The sequence below is a fragment of the Microbacterium xerophyticum genome, assembly GCF_053543555.1.
In genome coordinates this window covers 297,838-316,609 of sequence record NZ_JBLVOB010000004.1, presented here as the reverse complement: position 1 = coordinate 316,609, position 18,772 = coordinate 297,838, and the positions used below count along the sequence as shown (strand labels likewise).

19 protein-coding genes are annotated in these 18,772 nt (G+C 66.9%); 14 read left to right on the top strand and 5 right to left on the bottom strand.

Annotated features, from left to right (window positions below; all coding sequences use genetic code 11):
• Together ACNPNP_RS04125 and ACNPNP_RS04120 are read left to right on the top strand one after the other, a co-directional pair.
• On the top strand, positions 1-521 hold a 521-nt coding region (locus ACNPNP_RS04125; RefSeq protein WP_448964796.1), incomplete at its 5' end, for a Dps family protein.
• A 12-nt stretch (positions 522-533) separates the two neighbouring features.
• Positions 534-1,367, top strand: a complete 834-nt coding sequence (locus tag ACNPNP_RS04120; RefSeq protein WP_448964795.1) for a DUF72 domain-containing protein — start codon at positions 534-536, stop codon at positions 1,365-1,367.
• Here ACNPNP_RS04120 and ACNPNP_RS04115 read toward each other — a convergent pair.
• Both ACNPNP_RS04115 and ACNPNP_RS04110 read right to left on the bottom strand, forming a co-directional pair.
• Positions 1,360-2,556, bottom strand: coding sequence for a 4-hydroxybenzoate 3-monooxygenase (locus ACNPNP_RS04115; protein ID WP_448964794.1), 1,197 nt, complete (start codon positions 2,554-2,556; stop codon positions 1,360-1,362). The two genes, ACNPNP_RS04120 and ACNPNP_RS04115, sit on opposite strands and share 8 nt — an antisense overlap.
• A gap of 108 nt (positions 2,557-2,664) precedes the next feature.
• Positions 2,665-3,414: an IclR family transcriptional regulator gene (locus tag ACNPNP_RS04110; RefSeq protein WP_448964793.1), complete on the bottom strand. Its 750-nt coding sequence runs from the start codon at positions 3,412-3,414 to the stop codon at positions 2,665-2,667.
• A gap of 67 nt (positions 3,415-3,481) precedes the next feature.
• On the opposite strand from ACNPNP_RS04110, the gene ACNPNP_RS04105 reads away from it, so the two are divergent.
• A complete protein-coding gene (locus ACNPNP_RS04105; protein WP_448964792.1) occupies positions 3,482-4,132 on the top strand; it encodes a nucleotidyltransferase domain-containing protein in 651 nt (216 codons plus the stop codon).
• On the opposite strand, the gene ACNPNP_RS04100 is transcribed toward ACNPNP_RS04105, so the two are convergent.
• Positions 4,129-5,046 carry a LysR family transcriptional regulator gene (locus ACNPNP_RS04100; RefSeq protein WP_448964791.1) on the bottom strand — a complete coding sequence of 306 codons (918 nt, stop codon included), beginning with the start codon at positions 5,044-5,046 and terminating at the stop codon, positions 4,129-4,131. The genes ACNPNP_RS04105 and ACNPNP_RS04100 overlap by 4 nt on opposite strands.
• A gap of 119 nt (positions 5,047-5,165) precedes the next feature.
• On the opposite strand from ACNPNP_RS04100, the gene ACNPNP_RS04095 reads away from it, so the two are divergent.
• From ACNPNP_RS04095 to ACNPNP_RS04060, 8 genes are read left to right on the top strand one after another with little or no spacing between them, the layout of a single operon-like run.
• Positions 5,166-6,197, top strand: a complete 1,032-nt coding sequence (locus ACNPNP_RS04095) for an amidohydrolase family protein (protein ID WP_448964790.1) — start codon at positions 5,166-5,168, stop codon at positions 6,195-6,197.
• A gap of 11 nt (positions 6,198-6,208) precedes the next feature.
• Positions 6,209-6,901, top strand: a complete 693-nt coding sequence (gene ligK, locus ACNPNP_RS04090) for a 4-carboxy-4-hydroxy-2-oxoadipate aldolase/oxaloacetate decarboxylase (RefSeq protein ID WP_448964789.1) — start codon at positions 6,209-6,211, stop codon at positions 6,899-6,901.
• Between the two features lie 2 nt (positions 6,902-6,903).
• On the top strand, positions 6,904-7,839 hold the full coding sequence (locus ACNPNP_RS04085; protein WP_448964788.1) for an amidohydrolase family protein: 936 nt from the start codon (positions 6,904-6,906) through the stop codon (positions 7,837-7,839).
• 1 nt (position 7,840) lies between these two features.
• Entirely contained in the window at positions 7,841-9,247 is a 1,407-nt protein-coding gene (locus ACNPNP_RS04080) for a protocatechuate 4,5-dioxygenase subunit alpha/beta (RefSeq protein ID WP_448964787.1), read from the top strand.
• A gap of 33 nt (positions 9,248-9,280) precedes the next feature.
• Positions 9,281-10,234 carry a Gfo/Idh/MocA family oxidoreductase gene (locus tag ACNPNP_RS04075; protein WP_448964786.1) on the top strand — a complete coding sequence of 318 codons (954 nt, stop codon included), beginning with the start codon at positions 9,281-9,283 and terminating at the stop codon, positions 10,232-10,234.
• Positions 10,231-11,205, top strand: a complete 975-nt coding sequence (locus ACNPNP_RS04070; protein WP_448964785.1) for an aldo/keto reductase — start codon at positions 10,231-10,233, stop codon at positions 11,203-11,205. The genes ACNPNP_RS04075 and ACNPNP_RS04070 overlap by 4 nt, the downstream gene beginning before the upstream one ends.
• Positions 11,202-11,900, top strand: a complete 699-nt coding sequence (locus ACNPNP_RS04065) for a substrate-binding domain-containing protein (protein WP_448964784.1) — start codon at positions 11,202-11,204, stop codon at positions 11,898-11,900. The genes ACNPNP_RS04070 and ACNPNP_RS04065 overlap by 4 nt, the downstream gene beginning before the upstream one ends.
• Before the next feature lie 52 nt (positions 11,901-11,952).
• Entirely contained in the window at positions 11,953-12,690 is a 738-nt protein-coding gene (locus ACNPNP_RS04060; protein WP_448964783.1) for an alpha/beta fold hydrolase, read from the top strand.
• Positions 12,691-12,722: 32 nt separating this feature from the next.
• Here the strand turns inward: ACNPNP_RS04060 and ACNPNP_RS04055 are convergent, their stop codons facing one another.
• Positions 12,723-13,670, bottom strand: coding sequence for a VOC family protein (locus ACNPNP_RS04055; RefSeq protein WP_448964782.1), 948 nt, complete (start codon positions 13,668-13,670; stop codon positions 12,723-12,725).
• Positions 13,671-13,894: 224 nt separating this feature from the next.
• Between ACNPNP_RS04055 and ligM the strand changes: the two genes are divergently transcribed.
• On the top strand, positions 13,895-15,298 hold the full coding sequence (gene ligM, locus ACNPNP_RS04050; RefSeq protein ID WP_448964781.1) for a vanillate/3-O-methylgallate O-demethylase: 1,404 nt from the start codon (positions 13,895-13,897) through the stop codon (positions 15,296-15,298).
• 94 nt (positions 15,299-15,392) lie between these two features.
• Positions 15,393-16,280, top strand: a complete 888-nt coding sequence (locus ACNPNP_RS04045; protein ID WP_448964780.1) for a bifunctional methylenetetrahydrofolate dehydrogenase/methenyltetrahydrofolate cyclohydrolase — start codon at positions 15,393-15,395, stop codon at positions 16,278-16,280.
• Between the two features lie 24 nt (positions 16,281-16,304).
• Here ACNPNP_RS04045 and ACNPNP_RS04040 read toward each other — a convergent pair whose 3' ends face one another.
• Entirely contained in the window at positions 16,305-17,231 is a 927-nt protein-coding gene (locus tag ACNPNP_RS04040) for a LysR family transcriptional regulator (RefSeq protein ID WP_448964779.1), read from the bottom strand.
• A 140-nt stretch (positions 17,232-17,371) separates the two neighbouring features.
• Here ACNPNP_RS04040 and ACNPNP_RS04035 point away from each other — a divergent pair, with 140 nt between their 5' ends.
• Entirely contained in the window at positions 17,372-18,724 is a 1,353-nt protein-coding gene (locus ACNPNP_RS04035; protein WP_448964778.1) for an aminomethyl transferase family protein, read from the top strand.
• Positions 18,725-18,772: the final 48 nt, after the last annotated feature.

Below are 18,772 nucleotides of genomic sequence, written 5' to 3'. Positions count from 1 at the left end.
GCGCGGCGCGCGGCGGCACAGGTGAGAAGAGCACGCGTCGGCAGAACGCCGAGAAGGGGTTCGTCGCGTCGAAGGAGTTGAGCGCGAGCCTGCAGGCAGTGCTGGTCGACCTGATCGAACTCGCCATGCAGGGCAAGCAGGCGCACTGGAACGTCGTCGGACGCAACTTCCGCGACACGCACCTCCAGCTCGACGAGATCATCGAAGCGACGCGCGAGTTCAGTGACACCGTCGCGGAACGGATGCGGGCACTGCATGCGGTTCCGGACGGTCGCAGCGACACCGTGGCGGCGACGACGACCCTGCCCGAGTACCCGCAGGGCGAGATCGACACGGCGGAGACCGTCGATCTGATCACGGTCCGGCTCGAGGCGGTCGTCGGCACGATGCGTGAGGTGCACGACGGCGTGGACGAGGAGGATCCCACCAGCGCCGACATCCTGCACGCGATCATCGAGAAGCTCGAGCAGTTCGCGTGGATGGCGAGCGCCGAGAACAGGAAGCCCGCAGCGCGGGCCTGATCGGCGTCCGCCGTGGCCTCCGGCGTCGTGCGGGTGGGCACGTCCGGCTGGCGGTACGCCTCGTGGCGCGGTGACTTCTATCCGGCGGGGCTCCCGCAGCGTCGCGAACTCGAGTACATCGGGGAGCACTTCACGACGCTCGAGCTCAACGGGTCGTTCTACTCGCTGCAACGGCCGGCGAGCTATCACCAGTGGCGTGCGTCGGTGCCGGAGGGGTTCGTCTTCGCCGTCAAGGGGTCGCGGTACGTGACCCACATGCTGCGTCTGCGTCATGTCGAGACCGCGCTCGCGAACTTCTTCGCCTCCGGCGTGCTCGCATTGGGGGCGTCGCTCGGACCGGTGCTGTGGCAACTGCCGGAGCGGCAGGAGTTCCAGCCGGAGCTGCTCGATGCGTTCCTCGGACTGCTGCCGCGTTCGACGGGCGAGGCGCTCGCGCTGGCCGGACGTCACGACGCCAGGCTCGCGGGGCGGACGTGGCTGGAGATCGACGAGGATCGCCCGATCCGTCATGCGCTCGAGCCGCGATCGGAGAGCTTTCGCGGCGCCGAGGACCTCCTCAGTGCCCACGGTGTCGCCATGGTCGTCGCCGACACCGCCGGCCGGTTCCCGCGCTTCGATGCGGTGACCGCCGACTACGCCTACATCCGCCTGCACGGGGCGCAGGAGCTCTATCGCAGCGGCTACACCCCGGAAGAGCTCGACGGATGGGCGCGGATCATCGGCGGACTGGCCGGTGGTGAGCCGCCGCGCGACGTCTACGTGTACTTCGACAACGACGCCCGCGGATATGCACCGCATGACGCGCGGGCACTCGCTGCGCGGACGACGCAGTGGGGCTTCAGGTGAGCGGCCAGCCCGTGTACGCCTCGGCGAGGAACGTGCGGCCGGCTTCGGATTCGACCACGGATCGCAGTTCGCCGGCCTGACGGTGCTGGTCGAAGTCGCTCGCGTCTGGTGCGGTGTGCAGCATGCTCGTCATCCACCACGAGAAGTGCTGCGCCTTCCAGATGCGGCGGGATGCCTGCTCCGCGTAGCCGTCGATGAGGCGCTCATCGTTCTCGTCGAGCAGCGCTCGCAGCGCGCCAGCGAGCAGCACGACGTCGGCGACCGCGAGGTTCATGCCCTTCGCGCCGGTCGGTGGCACCGTGTGGGCGGCGTCGCCGACGAGCGCGGCGCGCCCGTGGCGGAGCTCGTGCGCGACGAAGCTGCGGAACCGCAGCACGTCGCGCTGGAAGATCGGCCCCTCCTTCAGGGTGGTCCCCGGCACGCGGGACTGCAGCGTCTCCCAGATCTGCTCCTCGCTCAGTGCGTTCGGATCGGCGTCGGGGGCGCACTGGAAGTACATCCGCTGCACTTCGGGGCTGCGCTGGCTGATGAGGGCGAATCCGTTCGGCGAGTTGCTGTAGATCAGCTCCTCGGCCGACGGCGGCGCCTCGGTGAGGATGCCGAACCACGCGAACGGGTACTCGCGGAAGAACCCGCTGCGTGAGTCGCCGGTGATCGCGGGGCGGACGACTGAGCGCGAACCGTCGGCGCCGACGACGAAGTCGGCCTCGATCGTGAGCTCCTCTGCGTCCGCGGTCGTCGCGATCACGCGGGGGTGGACGGTGTCGGCGTCTTCCACGCGGGTCGCGGTCACGCCGAATCGCAGATCTTGGCCGGCGCCGAGACGCAACCGCAGCATGTCCCGCAGAACCTCGTGCTGCGGATAGAGCCAGACGCTGCGCCCCACCAGTCCGGGGAAGTCGATGCGATGCCCATCGCCCTGGAAGCGCAGCTCGATGCCATCGTGCCGGTGGCCTACCGTGTTCACGCGGGTGTTCGGATCGATCGCGGTGAGCAGGTCGACGGTGCCCTGTTCGAGGATTCCGGCCCGGATGGTCGACTCGATCTCTTCGCGCGGGCGCTGATCGATCACGACCGACTCGATCCCGGCATCCGCCAGCAGATGGGAGAGGATCAGCCCTGCGGGGCCCGCGCCGACGATCGCGACACGGGTACGGATCTTCTGCGGGTGCGGCGCGGCTGCGCTCATGGCGTCTCCTTCGACGGGTGTTCGGCACTGACGGGCGGATTCGGGCCCGTGCCGACCAGTGTGCCGCTCGCATGGGGCGACGGTGGGTCGAATCCCGTTGAACGGGAATCAGTGAGATCGACGGAGGTCGTTCTCGATGGCCTTCGCCGCATCGCGCAGCGCCGCGATCGCCGCATCCGTCCCGCTCTCGCGCGGCCGCACGACCGACAGTGCGGCGACCACCTCGCCGCGATCACGCACGGGCACCGCGACGCCGGTGGAGACCGCCTCGATCGAACCGGGAGCGATGACGTATCCGCGCCGCCGGATCGATGCGAGCACGGCGTGCAGCGTCTCAGCATCCGTCACCGTCTCCACGGCCACCGCACGCAGCGGCCCGGACAGCACCCGCTCGCGGATCGAAGGGTCGGAGTGGGCGAGAAGGACCAGTCCAGACGATGACGCATGCAGGGGCAGGCGCCCGGCGATGCGGGTGATGTTCGCGCCGGCATCCGGATGCGACAGCCGTTCGAGGAAGAGCGCCTCCTCGTGCTCGAGCACGGCGAGCTGGGTGTGCTCGCGGATCAGCGTCTGCACGTGCTCCATGTGCGGCAGGGCGGCCTGGCGCAGTCGCAACGCGCTCGAGCCCCGGAGCGCGAGCTCCCACAGACGCATGCCGAGGCGGATGCGATGGTCCTCATCGCGCTCCAGCAGGCCGGCCGCGACGAGGTCGCCGACCATGCGATGCGCCGTGGACGGCGGAAGCCCGGCGCGCTGGGCGATCTCGGTGGCGGTCTGCATCGTGCGCTCGGTGGTGAAGGTGTCGAGCACGCGGACGATCCGATCGGTCATCGAGTCGCCGGAGGGGGAGTTCGCCATGCGGCTAGCCTGCCACCTGTCGTGGCGGAGCGGATGACGAATGGTCGGAGCCGGGTAACCTCATCCCATGTCCTCTTCCACGCCCACCGCGGCGACGCCGTGGGAACCGCTCGACGCTGAGGCGGTCGCCCGGCTCCTCGCCGCGGCATCCGTTCGCTGGTGGCTGTCGGGTGGCGTCGCGCTCGACAGATGGCTCGGGCATCCGATCCGCGAGCGCGAGAACATCGATGTCAGTGTCGTCGCTGCAGATCTCCGAGGACTGGTCGGGAACCTTCCTGAGGGGTTCAGTGCATGGGTGCCGGGTGAGGATGAGATCGTGCCGTTCGCGGATGCTCCGGAGGGCGCCGATCTGCAGCCGGTGCTCATCCGAGACGATGCGCAGAATGCCTGGGTTGTTCAGGTCAACGCCGAAGATGGAGCCCCGCGGGCCTGGGTCTACAAGCGGGACCCTCGGCTCACGCTGCCGTGGGATCGCGCGGTGCTCGACGTCGACGGCATCCCCACCGGCGCCCCTGAGGTGCAGCTGGTCTGGAAGGCGCTTCGTCCTCGTGCGGAGGACACCGTGGACAAGGATGCTGTCCTGCCGACTCTTGCCGCAGACGCGGTGTCGTTCTATGAGACCGCGCTGCTGCGCATCCACCCGCATTCGACGTGGGCGATTCACGTGCGCAGTCCCTTCGCGCCCGCGAAGGCCAGCTGGAACCGCAAGAAGAACTAGCCTGCACGACGCCGTCGATACTCACCGGCGGCGACGGCATCCAGCACCACCGAGCGGAACCACCTCTGTGCCGGCGAAAGGCTCGCCTCGCGTCGCGTGTACAGCGACACCGGCGTACTCTGCCCCGACCACGGGAGCTCGGCGATCCGCAGGCCAGGAAACCAGCCGCTGAACACCTCGGCGACGTGTCGGGGCACCAGGACGATCAGATCCGTCTCCTCCAGTACCGCCGGCACGGTCGCATACTCCTCGACGGTGAGCGCGACCTGAGGCATGAGTCCGTGCTCCGTGAGCGCCTGCAGCGGGAACACATGGCCGCCGCGCGCGGAGACGCGCACGAAGTGGCGTCCGGCGAACATGTCCGGCCCCGTGTCGGGGAGCGGATGCTGACCTGACGACAGCGCGACGTACTCGACCGCGCGAACATGCGTGCGCCACAGGCGCGGACTGCCGATCATCGACACGGTCATCGCGAGGTCGATCGTGCCGCGGATCAGTCCGTCCTCGACCTGATCGGAGTCGAGGCGCGCCACCTGCAGATGCGGGCTGGACGCCGCGCGAGCGAGCGCAGCCATGATCGGCGGCAGGAACGTCTGCTCTCCGATCGAGGTGAGCCCCAGCGAGAGTTCGCCACTGAAACCGGCCGGTTCGAACGCCTCCGGGTCGCTCACCGTCTCGTCGATCTGGGCGAGAGCCTCGTGCAGGGGAGCGAAGAGGGCAGTGGCCTTCGCGGTCGGCACCATGTCGTGCCCCTCGCGGCGGAACAGCTCGTCGCCGAACTTCTCGCGCAGCCTGCGCAGCGTATAGCTGACGGTCGGCTGCGTGACATGCAGTCGCTCTGCGGCGGCCGTCACACTGCGCAGTTCGTAGAGCACCACGAAGGTGCGCAGCTGGTTCAGATCAGCCAGAGCCATCTATCGATCCTCTCTATGGGGAACGCACTTCACATCTATTGGACTATATACAGCACCCGACCTAGAGTCGGGATCAGCAGCACCATGCGACAGCATCCGAGTGACAAGGACGACACGCGTTGATCATCGACATCCACGGCCACTACACGACCGCCCCCGCACAGCTGGGCGCCTGGCGTGACCTGCAGATCGCCTTCACCAAGGGGCAGGGTGAGGCGCCGGATCCGGCATCCCTGCAAATCAGCGATGACGACATCCGCGAGACAATCGAGGCCAACCAGCTCAAGCTCATGAACGAGCGCGGCAGCGACATCACCGTCTTCAGCCCCCGCGCCTCGTTCATGGCTCACCACATCGGCGACCTCGCGGTCAGCGAGACCTGGGCGCGCATCTGCAACGACCTCGTCGCCCGGGTCAGCGAGCTGTTCCCCGATCGCTTCCTCATGGGGGCGATGCTGCCGCAGTCGCCTGGCGTCGATCCGAAGACCACCGTCGCCGAGTTGACGCGCGCCGTCGAAGAGCTCGGCGCCGTCACCGTCAACCTCAACCCCGATCCATCCGGCGGCAAATGGTCCGCTCCTGCACTCACCGACCGGTCCTGGTACCCGATCTACGAGAAGCTCGTCGAGTACGAGATCCCCGCGATGGTGCATGTCAGCACGACGTGCCGTCCCGACGTGTTCCACACCACGGGCGACCATTACCTGGGTGCCGATACGACCGCGTTCATGCAGCTGCTCAAGGGCGACCTGTTCACGGATTTCCCCGATCTCAAGCTCGTGATCCCGCACGGCGGCGGCGCCGTGCCGTACCACTGGGGTCGCTTCCGCGGGCTCGCGATGGCGCTGGGCAAGCCCGAGCTCGAAGAGCACCTGTTGAACAACGTGTTCTTCGACACGTGCGTCTACCACCAGCCGGGAATCGATCTGCTGACCGAGGTCATCCCGACCGACAACATCCTGTTCGCCAGCGAGATGATCGGTGCCGTCCGCGACATCGACGCGCGTACGGGCCACTACTTCGACGACACCAAGCGCTACGTCGACGCGACCACCAACCTCAGCGACTCCCAGCGTGAAGCGGTGTTCGAGGGCAACGCCCGCCGCGTCTACCCGCGCCTCGACCGCGCACTCTCCGCCCGCGGGCTGTGAAAGGAACACCAATGCGACTGAACGACCTCGGCATCGTCCGCACGAACATCGAGCGACCAGACCCCGACGACGTGGCCCGGCTCGCGCAGTTCGGCGTCGCCACGATCCACGAGGCCATGGGTCGCGTCGGTTTGATGCGCCCCTACATCCGCCCGGCATACAACGGTGCGAAGCTGTGCGGTCCGGCCGTCACCGTACTGCTGCAGCCCGGTGACAACTGGATGTTCCACGTGGCCGCCGAGCAGGTGCAGGAGGGGGACGTCATCGTCGCAGGCTGCACCACCGAGAGCGAGGACGGCTTCTTCGGAGAGCTGCTGGCCACCTCGCTCACCGCGCGTGGTTGCAAGGGCCTCGTGATCGACGGCGGGGTCCGCGATGTCGCCGACCTCGAGAAGATGGGCTTCCCGGTCTTCTCCCGCGCCATCAACTCCAAGGGCACTGTCAAAGCCACGCTCGGTTCCGTGAACGTCCCCGTCGTCGCAGCGAACGCGCTCGTCAACCCCGGAGACGTGGTCGTCGCCGATGTCGACGGCGTCGTCGTCGTACCGCGGGAGCTGGTCGGCGCAGTGGCGGATGCCAGCCAGAAGCGCGAGGACAACGAAGAGTCCAAGCGTCAGAAGTTCCGGGAGGGCGTGCTCGGGCTCGACCTCTACGGCATGCGCGAGCCGCTGGCTGCGGCCGGCCTGGAATACGTGGAGGAGTGACGATGGCACACGGCGAAACCACGGGCGACTTCACCAAGAGCAAAGGCTGGCTGGATTGGTATGACGGCCCGACGAAGCCGACGTTCACGCTGCCGGAAGGCGCAGTCGACGCGCACTGTCACGTCTTCGGCCCTGGCGAGCAGTTCCCCTACGCCCCGGAGCGCAAGTACACCCCGTGCGACGCATCTGCTGAGCAGCTGTTCGCCCTGCGCGACCACCTCGGCTTCGACCGCAACGTGATCGTGCAGGCGACCTGCCACGGCGCCGACAACAGCGCCCTGGTCGATGCCCTCAACCGTAGCGAAGGCCGCGCTCGAGGCGTCGCCACAGTGCGCCGCGACATCACCGACGATCAGCTCGCCGAGCTGCACGAGGCCGGTGTGCGCGGCGTGCGCTTCAACTTCGTCAAGCGCCTCGTCGACCGCGTGCCGACCGACTCTCTCGAGGAGATCGTCGCGAAGATCGCCCCCCTCGGATGGCATGTCGTCATCTACTTCGAGGCTGAGGACCTTCCCGAGCTCTTCGACTTCTTCTCCCGCATCCCGACTGACGTCGTCGTCGACCACATGGGCCGGCCCGACGTGACCAAGGACCCGAACGGCCCGGACTTCGAGCTGTTCCTGCGGTTCATGCGTGAGAACCCGAACGTGTGGACCAAGGTCTCGTGCCCCGAGCGCCTGAGCGCGACGGGGCCACGAGCTCTGGACGGCGAGCAGCATGCGTACACCGACGTCGTACCGTTCGCCCGTCGCGTGGTCGAGGAATTCCCCGACCGCGTGCTGTGGGGAACCGACTGGCCCCACCCCAACCTGAAAGACCACATGCCCGACGACGGGCTGCTGGTCGACTACATCCCTCAGATCGCGACGACCCCCGACCTGCAGCAGAAGCTGCTCGTACACAACCCGCGTCGCCTCTACTGGCAAGAAGGAGCATGACATGGCACTCGACAAGCCGTACAAGAACATTCCCGGTACCACCATCTACGATGCGGAGCAGGCCCGGAAGGGCTTCCATCTGAATCAGTTCGCGATGTCGATGATGAAGCCCGAGAACCGCGTGCGCTTCCTCGCGGATCAGGCAGCGTACCTGGACGAGTGGCCGCTCAATGCGCGGCAGCGACAGGCCGTGCTCGACATGGACATGAACACCATGATCGAAGAGGGCGGCAACATCTACTTCCTGGCGAAGATCGGCGCCACGCATGGGATGAGCTTCCAGCAGATGGCCGGATCGATGACCGGGATGAGCGAGGCCGCCTATCGCGACATGATGGTCAGCGGCGGACGTCGTCCGGAGGGCAACCGTCTCAAGGATCTCGACGGCTGGACGCCTCCCGAGCCCGGCGAGAAGGCCACCACGATGCGGCCCGATGCCCCCGCGAAGTTCACCTCGGCGGTGTTCACCTCGCACGTGCCCGCCATCGGCGCCGCGATGGATCTCGGCAAGACCGAGGAGCCGTACTGGAAGAAGGTCTTCGACGGGTACCAGTGGACCCGGAAGTGGGCCAAGGAGAACACTCCTGACGTCGTCATCCTCGTCTACAACGACCACGCGACAGCCTTCGACGCCTCCATCATCCCGACCTTCGTGCTCGGCACGGGCGCGGAGTACCCGGTCGCCGACGAGGGCTACGGTCCGCGCCCGGTGCCCGACGTGAAGGGATACCCCGAGTTCGCCGCGCACCTCGCGCAGTCGATCATCCAGGATGACTTCGACCTCACACTCGTCAACGAGATGGTGGTCGACCACGGGCTCACGGTTCCACTGTCGCTGGTCTACGGCGAGCTCGGCCCGGACGAGCAGTGGCCGACGCGCGTCATCCCGCTCGCCGTGAACGTCGTGCAGTATCCGGTCCCCTCCGGACGCCGCTGCTATGAGCTGGGCAAGGCTCTGCGCCGCGCGATCGACAAGTGGGACGGCGAGGAGCTCAACGTGCAGATCTGGGGCACCGGCGGTATGAGTCACCAGCTGCAGGGCCCTCGCGCGGGGCTGATCAACGAGGAGTGGGACAACGCGTTCCTCGATCACCTCATCCAAGACCCGCTGGGCCTGACCGAGTGGTCGCACATGGAGTACGTCGATGAGGCGGGCTCCGAAGGCATCGAACTCGTCGACTGGCTGATCGCGCGCGGTGCGATGGATGACCAGTTCGGCGGCGAGGCCCTCGACGTCGACCACCGGTTCTACCACGTTCCGGCATCCAACACCGCGGTCGGCCACCTCGTCATCAGCAACCCCGCCGGGCGCACCGACGTCGCCGACGAGGTGGCGGGCGAGGCCGGGTCCGCGGATCAGGCGAACGCCCCGGAGCCCGCGGAGACCGCAGCCGTGGCGAGCGCCTGACATCCTGATATCGAACCGCGAAAGGGAGAGCGAATGATCGACAAGATCCGCGTCGCCGTCGTCGGCGCCAGCGGTGCCTTCGGAATGAAGCACCTCGACGGCTTGAAGAACATCGAGGACGCCGAGGTCACGGTCGTCAGCGCCACCTCTCAGGAGAAGGCTGACGCTGTCGCCGAGCAGTACGGCGTCGCGAACGCTGTCGTCGGGCTCGACGCCGTGCTCGAACGGGAGGACGTGGATGCCGTCATCCTCGCGACACCGACGGGCCTGCACGCCGAGCAGACGCAGGCAGTGCTCGCCGCAGGCAAGCACGTGCAGGTCGAGATCCCGCTGGCGGATTCGCTGGCGGATGCTGAGGCGACGCTGGCCGCGGCGGAAGCGTCCGACCGTGTGGCCATGGTCGGGCACACGCGCCGCTTCAACCCGTCGCACCAGCTCGTGCACGACCGGATCGCCGCTGGCGAATTCAACGTGCAGCAGATGGATGTGCAGACGTACTTCTTCCGCCGCAGCAACACGAACGCCAAGGGCGAGGCGCGTTCGTGGACCGACCACCTGCTGTGGCATCACGCCGCGCACACGGTCGATCTGTTCGCCTACCAGGCGGGCAAGATCGTGCAGGCGAACGCGATCCAGGGACCGATCCACCCCGAACTCGGCATCGCGATGGACATGTCGATCCAGCTGAAGAGCGAATCCGGCGCGATCTGCACGCTGTCGCTGTCGTTCAACAACGACGGCCCGTTCGGCACGTTCTTCCGTTACATCGGCGACACCGACACGTACATCGCCCGTTACGACGACCTCTTCAACGGCAAGGAAGAGCAGATCGACGTGTCGCATGTCGCGGTCAGCATGAACGGCATAGAGCTGCAGGACCGTGAGTTCATCGCCGCGATCCGCGAGGGGCGCGAGCCCAACTCTTCGCTTCGTCAGGTGATCGACTGCTACCGCGTGCTCGGCCAGCTGGAGGAGCAGCTCGCGTGAAGCTTCCCCGCATCGGCCTCGGCTGCATGTCGCTCAGCCACGCGTATGGTGTGCCGCCGTCGGACGAGGACGGCCTCGCGCTGCTGCGCACGGCCCTCGACGAGGGCGTGCAGATGCTGGACACAGCGACCCTGTACGGGGGCGGCCGTAATGAGGAGCTCGTCGGCCGCGCCATCGCCGGGCGACGCGACGAGATCGTGCTCGCGAGCAAGGGTGGCCTGGCGATCGTCGACGGCGTGCGCAGGATCGATGGACGACCGTCGACGTTGCGCAGGCAGGTGGATGCCTCGCTCGGCCGACTCGGTGTCGACCATATCGACCTGTACTACCTGCACCGGTGGGACAAGACGGTGCCGATCGGCGAGAGCGTCGACGCGCTCGCCGATCTTGTCGAAGCGGGCAAGATCGGCGCTATCGGCCTTTCCGAGGTGTCGGTGGAACGGCTGCGCGAAGCGCAGGCCGTCGCCCCGATCGCGGCCGTGCAGAACGAGTACTCGCTGTGGAGTCGCAATCCGGAGCTCGGGATGCTGGAGGCGACGCGTGAGTCGGGTGTCGCCCTCGTGGCTTTCTCACCCGTGGCGCGTGGGTTCCTCAGCGACGGCGTCGCCGACCCCGCCGATTTCGTGGAGAGGGACATCCGCCGGACGATGCCGCGCTTCCTGCCGGAGAACTGGCCGGCCAACGCCGCGCTGCTGCCGGCCTGGCGTGCGCTCGCCGCCGAGGCCGGATGCACTCCGGCGCAGCTCGCGCTCGCCTGGCTGCTTTCGAGGGGCGAGCACGTCGTGCCGATCCCCGGCACGACGAGCATCGAGCATTGGCGTGAAGACTCCGCTGCCCGGTCGCTGAGCGTCGATGCCGCGCTGCTGGCGCGCGCCGGCGAGCTGATCGATACGACGACCGTGGCCGGGGCGCGCTACGCGCCCGGACCGGCCGCTGACGTCGATACTGAGAAGTTCGAGGATGCCGCGTGAAGGCGATCTCGTCGATGGCGACCAGGCACGTACTGGCCGACCTCACCGCCGCTGCGGTGTCCGCCGGGCTCGCACCGGTCGAGATCGAGTCGGTCGGCGGGGTGGATGCTGCGCAGCGGGTGGCCGCGGGGGAGCCTTTCGATCTGGTGTTCCTCGCTTCGGGGGCCCTGCGGAAGCTGGCCGAAGAGGGACATGTGGATGCCGCGACGGTGACTCCCATCGTGCTCTCTCAGGTGGCGGTGGCCGTGGCATCCGATTCGTCCGAGCCTGCCGCACGGCCCTCCGGCGCGGCGTTCGCCGATGCAGACGGACTGCGCGAGGCGCTGCGCGCCGCCACACGCATCGGGTACTCGACCGGCCCCAGCGGCACCGCACTGGTGAAGATGATCGACGACTGGGGCCTGACCGTCGAGCTGGGGGATCGGCTCGTGCAGGCGGAGCCCGGCGTCCCTGTCGCGAAGTCGCTCGCGGGCGGCGATGTCGACCTCGGCTTCCAGCAGCTCAGCGAACTGGTCGGGCAGGCGGGAGTCCGCATCCTCGGTGTCATGCCGCCTGACTGTGCGATCGACACGGTCTTCGCGGGGGCCGTGGCCACGGCATCTGCTGAGCCGGCATCCGCCGCCGAGGTCTTGGCGTTCCTCGCATCTCCGGCTGCGACGATGATCAAGACGGCTCACGCCTTCGACGTCGCCTGAGCCTCGTCATTACACACCCCATCAACTGATCGATTCGTAGAGAGCGCGCATCATGTCCGATTCACCGTCAACCCTGGTTCTCGTGCACGGTGCCTGGGGTGGTGCGTGGGTGTGGCGGCGCGTGCTCGATCCCCTTCGGCAGGCTGGGCACGAGGTCCATGCCGCAACGCTGACTGGCGACGGTGATCGTGCGCATCTTCGACGTCCGGACATCTCGCTTCAGACTCACATTGATGACGTGGTCGGGTTGGTCGAAGCGGAAGAGCTGGAGAATGTCGTGCTCGTGGGGCACAGCTATGGTGGCATGGTCATCACCGGTGCCGCTGCGGCGCTGCAGGCGGCTGCGCCCGGACGGGTGAGCGGTCTCATCTACGTCGACGCGATGGCACCGTACTCCGGCGAGGGATGGGGGGCAGGTCACACCCCAGAGGTTGCAGCTGCACGCCTTGCGATCGCGGCCGAGCACGGAAACGCTCTGCCGGCACCCGACCCGTCCGATGGCTTCAGATTGAGCGTCGAGGATGCGGATTGGCTGCGACGTCGCCACGTGCCGCATCCCTTCGGGATGTACCGTCAGCCGCTGATCTACGACGAGGCACTTCTGCGATCCGTCCCCCGACAGTTCATCGATTGCAATGACCCTGGGTATCCCAACATCGAGCCGATGCGCAAGCGCGCACGCGAGACACCGGGCTGGAGCATTGCGGAGATCGCCACCGGTCACTTCCCGATGGTGACGGAGCCGGACGCGCTCGTGAAGCACATCCTGTCTTTCGTCGACGGCCGTTGAGCACCCGACCCCGATGAGTGACCCTCCGTGCCTCAGTTGATCGGCGTCCCGTGCGTGTGGAACGACTCGATCGTCTTCATGCCCCAGGCCTGACCCTTCTTCCGCTCCTCCTGCGCCCATTCGACGACGGGCTGATCGGGGTCGAGCAGAAGCCGTGCCCCGGCCTGAGCGAACTCGATCCGGTTGCCGCCTGGCTCCCAGACATAGAGGAAGAACGTCTGGTTGATCGCGTGCTTGTGCGGGCCGGACTCGATGTGGATGCCGTTCTCGAGGAAGATGTCGGCGGCCTTCAGGATGTCTTCACGGGTGTCAGGGGCGAACGCGATGTGGTGCAGCCGGTTGCCGTGCTTGGTCCAGTCGTCGGAGTACACGACGTCGTACGACTTCTGCGCGAAATGGAACCACCAGGCCGCGAACTTGCCGTCGTCCTGACGGATCCGCTCGCTCTCCCGGCCGGCCAGAGCCGTCGCGATGAACTCCCCGTTGGCCTCGACGTCCTTCGCGAGGAAGTTGATGTGGTCGAGGCGGCGTGCGTTGACACCGCGTCCGGGGAATCGTGATGCCTGGTTCTTGAGCGCCGGCTTGTCATCGGTGGCGACATAGCGCTCGGTGTCGTAGTAGATGCCCATGTCGTGGCCATCCGGGTCGGTGAAAGTGAAAGTGCGGCCGGTGCCGACCTCGCCGTCGCCCCATCCTTTTCCGAGCCCGGTCGCTTCGATCGCGGCGACCCGTCGCTCCAGCGCCTCCTGCGAGGATGCGCGATACGACGTGCGGCCGACGCCGGCGGCATCCGAGGCGGTGAGCTTGATCGTGTACACCTCGTAGTCGTCCCACGTGCGCAGGTAGACCGAGTCTCCGTGCTCGGCGACGACACGCATCGCCAAGAGCTCCTCGAAGAACCACCGGCTCTCTGCGGGCGTGGGCGTGAGGAGTTCGACGTTGGCGAGATGGGCGACATCGAACGATGAGTGATGAGTCATTGCACTTCCTTTTCTGGGGGAGATTGCGCTGGGTTCGAGGAAACGCCCGACGTGCGGCTCGGGTTCACACTGACTCCTCTGTCTTGGTGCGTGGCGCCGACTCTGCCGACGACTCATGACGGCTGCATCACGCTTCACTATATACGTAGGGTCTGGACATAGGTAAAAATCTTCGCTAGCGTGACCTCGCGCCTACTCACGAGACAAGGAAGTCGAGATACCCCATGACCACGAACCTTCAGCAGCTCATCGATTCGAAGGGGAATGTCGTCGACATGCTGCGCGATTCGCAGCTGGGCACGTACATCTACCCCGTCGTTCCCGCAGAGTTCAGCAACTGGCGTCGCGAGCAGAAGGCCTGGCGCGAAACCGCTGTGCTCTACGACCAGTCCCACCACATGGTCAACTTCTTCCTGTCGGGTCCGGACGCATTGAAGCTGCTCAGCCGCACGGGCATCAACAGCTTCGCCAACTTTCCGCTCAACACGGCCAAGCAGTTCGTTCCGACGGCGTCCAACGGAGGGGTGATCGGTGACGGGATCCTGTTCCACGAAGCCGAGAACGACTACGTGTACGTCGGACGCGCGCCGGGGGCGAACTGGTTGCAGTTCCACGCCGAGACCGGCGGGTACGACGTCGAGTTCCGCTACGACGACCGCTCACCGTCGCGTCCGTACGGTGCTGCGGTCGGACGCGAGTACTTCCGATTCCAGATCCAGGGCCCCAGCGCGTGGGCGATCATCGAGAAGCTCAACGGTGGCACCCTCGAGAAGGTCAAGTTCTTCCACATGGGCGGCATGGTGATCGACGGCGTCGAGGTGCGCACGCTGCGCCACGGCATGGCCGGCGCGCCCGGTCTGGAGCTCTGGGGTCCGTACGAGCACCACGGCAGGATCCGGGACGCGATCCTCGCGGCCGGAGCCGAGTTCGGCATCGAGCCCTGCGGCTCGCGCGCCTACTCGTCGAACACTCTCGAGTCGGGCTGGATCCCTTCGCCGCTTCCGGCGATCTACTCCAGCGAAGGCGAGCGCGCATACCGCGAGTGGCTGCCGAGCAACAGCTACGAGGCCATCAACGCTCTTGCCGGGTCGTTCGTCTCGGACAGCATCGACGACTACTACCTGAACCCCTGGGAGCTCGGCTACGGGTCGTTCGTCAAGTTCGACCACGACTTCATCGGACGCGAAGCGCTGGAGGCCCTCGAGCCCGAACAGCAGCGGCAGAAGGTCACGCTCGCCTGGAACGACGAGGACCTCGCGAAGATCCTCACGTCGGTGATCGACCGCAGCGGTCCCGGCTACCAGTTCTTCGACCTGCCCAACGCCAACTACGGCTCGTCGAACTACGACTCGGTGATCGATGCCGACGGCAACAACGTGGGCCTCTCGCTGTTCACGGGTGTCACCGCGAACGAGCGGCGAGGGCTCTCGCTCGCGACGGTCGATCGTGATGTCCCGGTCGGCGCCGAGGTGCGCGTCGTCTGGGGCGAGCCGGACGGCGGTTCAGGGAAGACGACCGTCGAGCCGCACGAGCAGATCTCGGTGCGAGCCATCGTCAGCCCGGTGCCCTACGCCGAGACCGCGCGCAGCGAGTACCAGGGCGGGTGGCGCACCACCGGCAAGCTCTGACGCGGAGCTCCGAGCGTCAACGCTGTTCCGGCCCGCTGTCATGGTCGGGCCGGAACAGCATCGTCCGTACCCACCCTCGAATGACGGGACTTTCATGACGGCGCAGACACTGGACGGTGCGGCCACGGCCGCCGTCATCAAGAGCGAGCTGGCCGAACGTGTCAGCCGTCTCTCGGCGCACGGGATCGTTCCGGGGCTGGGAACCCTGCTCGTCGGAGACGATGCGGGGTCCCGCTCGTACGTGACGGGCAAGCATCGTGACTGCGCGGAAGTCGGCGTCGCATCGATCAGGATCGAGCTGCCTGCAGAGGCGACCCAGGAGGAGATCGAGGCGGCCGTCCGCGAGTTGAACGCCGATCCGCAGGTCACCGGTTTCATCGTTCAGCTGCCCTTGCCCGAGGGGATCGACGAGAACCGCATCATCGAACTGATCGATCCTGCGAAGGATGCCGACGGTCTGCACCCGACGAACCTCGGGCGTCTGGTTCTGGGAGTCGACCCTCGCACTGCGGTGGAGGCGCCTCTGCCGTGCACGCCCGCAGGAATCGTCGAGCTTCTCACGCGCTATGAGGTGCCGATCCGGGGCGCGCACGTCACTGTCATCGGAAGAGGGATCACCGTGGGCCGTCCTCTCGGCCTTCTGCTCACGCGCAAGGGCGCCGACGCCACCGTCACGCTGACCCACTCCCGTACAGCCGATCTCGCCGCAGAGGTGCGCCGCGCGGACATCGTCGTCGCCGCGGTCGGAGTCCCTCACCTCGTGAAGGCGGACTGGGTCAAGCCCGGCGCCGCTGTGCTCGACGTCGGTGTGACCAGAGTGGGAACGACGGAATCAGGCAAGGCGCGACTCGCGGGTGACATCGACCCCGCCGTGGCCGATGCGGCCGGCTGGATCTCGCCGAACCCGGGCGGGGTGGGGCCGATGACGCGCGCGATGCTGGTCGCCAACGTCGTGGAGACGGCGGAGCGCGGCATCCGCTGAGAAGTCGATGCCGATCCCGGCGATTCAGGGCCGGTGCGCGTCGCCGTGAATCGCGAAGAAGCGGCCGGACGAGCCGCGCACCGCGTCGGTGACCGTCGTGGACAGCCAATCGAGTGCGGCAGTGTGCACAGTCGTCGCACGGCGGTAGAGGTGCACTTCGACCGGGGGCATCGCGAACGGAAGAGCTCCGACGCGGATCGGCCACGTCTGCGCCCAGCCGTCGGCGATGCTGTCCGGCACCGTCGCGATCAGGCCGGGTTGTGCCGACAGCAACGGCGGCAATGTCGCCCAGTGGTCGATGGTCACCGACGCCTCGAAGCTCGCGCCGGCGCGTCGCTGAGCTGCCTCGAGCAGGTCTCGCCCCGAGTCGCTCGAGACGACGATGTGATCCGCATCCGAATACTCGCGCACGCTCAGCTCGTCCGGCAGAGTGCTGCTGCGCGACATCGCGACGCCGTACGACTGCGACTTCAGGAGTGTGCGCTCGAAGCCGGGGATCGACGCCGTACTGATCGCCAGGTCCACCGCCCCGCGGGCCAGCCACGACGGCAGTTCCGCCGGCTGGAGTGCAGTGACGGTGAGGCGGATGCGAGGTGCCGCTGCGCGCACGGCGGAAAGGATCGCGGGGAACCAGCCGATCTCTCCGAGCTCGGACAGGGCGATGCGGAAGAGTCTCGTGGAGTCGCTCGGATCGAATCGATGCACAGCATCCAGCGTTCGATCGATCCCCGCCATCGCCTGGCGAAAACCGGGGTAGACCGAGTCGGCCAGAGGGGTGGAATCCATCGATCGACCATTGCGACGGAACAGGGGATCATCCAGTTCGCGGCGCAGCCGGGTCAAGGACTGGCTCACTGCAGGTTGGGTGACGAACAGCCTGCGGGCGGCGGTCGTGAGGTTTCGTGCTTCGTAGATCGCGACGAAGACCTTGACCAGATTCAGATCCATCATCGGCCGTGCGTCGAGCCGTCGGAGTCTGCACCCCGAAGGCTAAGCAACTCTCTCGCAGTCATAAGTGAATCTTATCGGCAATCATGATTGGAAGAAGCATGACCTCAGTAGACTCGGCCGGACGTAACGAGGGAGTTCACATGTCACAGACAGTTGCCGATGTCATCGCACAGGCGGGCGGTGTGCTGCGGGCGCTGCGGAATGCGCCCGCCCGACCTACGGTGTTCCCGGTCACGCCGGAGTTCTCGAACTGGCGATCCGAGCAGCGAGCGTGGCGGGACTCCGTCGCCCTCCTGGATCAGTCGCATCACATGACCGATCTGTTCATCTCAGGTCCGGATGCTCAGCGGCTGCTGTCGGATGTGGCGGTGAACAGCTTCGCCAAGTTCCCCGCAGGTTCGGCGAAGCAGTTCATCGCCGTCAGCCACGAGGGCTACCTGATCGGCGACGCGATCCTCTTCCACCTCGAGGAGGGGGTCTACGACCTGGTCGGATGGCACATGGTCATCGACTGGCTGCAGTTCCACGGTGAGACCGGCGCGTACGACGTCACGTTCGAGCGCGACGGAAACTCCTTGGCGAGGGAAGGGGATCCGAAGCTCTACCGGTACGAGGTGCAGGGTCCTCATGCGATGGCGCTCATGGAGAAGGTCACCGGGGAGCCGGTGCCGGCCACCAGGTTCTTCGGCATGGCCGACTTCGAGATCGCCGGTGTCAAGGTGAGGTCGCTGCGGCACGGCATGGCGGGCCAGCCCGGGTTCGAACTGTTCGGACCGTGGGTGGATGCGGAGCGGATTCGTGAGGCGCTGATCGCGGCGGGCGAAGAGTTCGGCCTCGTTCTGGTCGGTTCGAAGGCGTACTCCTCAGCCAACCTCGAATCGGCATGGGTGCCATCGCCGATACCGGCGATCTTCACCGGGCGGGCGGCCTCCGACTATCTCGCCTGGCTCCCTGCTGCGCGACTGGGTTCGCTGGCGGGAAGCTTCGATTCGGACGATATCGAGGACTATTACCTGACGCCGTACGACCTGGGGTACGGCCGCAGTGTGGCGTTCGACCACGACTTCATCGGCCGCGAGGCGCTCGAGGAGATCGCCGTCGCGCCCGAACGGGTCAAGGTCACTCTCGTGTGGAACCCGGAGGATGTCGCGGCAGCGCAGCGTTCACTGCTCGAGGAGGGTGTGCCGGCGAAGTACATCGACTTCCCCAAGGCGCGCTACGGGCAGTACCAGATGGACCGCGTACTGCTCGGCGACCGTGCCGTGGGGATCTCGCATGATTGCGGGTACATCACCAACGAGCAGGTCTTCGCGTCGCTGGCGAGCGTGGATCAGGATGTGGCGGCGCCGGGAACGGAAGTGAGCGTCGTGTGGGGTGAAGAGCCCAACTCGGACAAGCCGGCGGTCGAACGCCACCGGCAGGTGTCGATCCGAGCGACGGTCGAACCCGCCCCGTACTCGAGGTTCGCTCGCGAGAACTATCGCTCGAATTGATCCGGATCCGCGGGACGCATCGCGAAACGGGCCCCCCCCCCCCCCCGG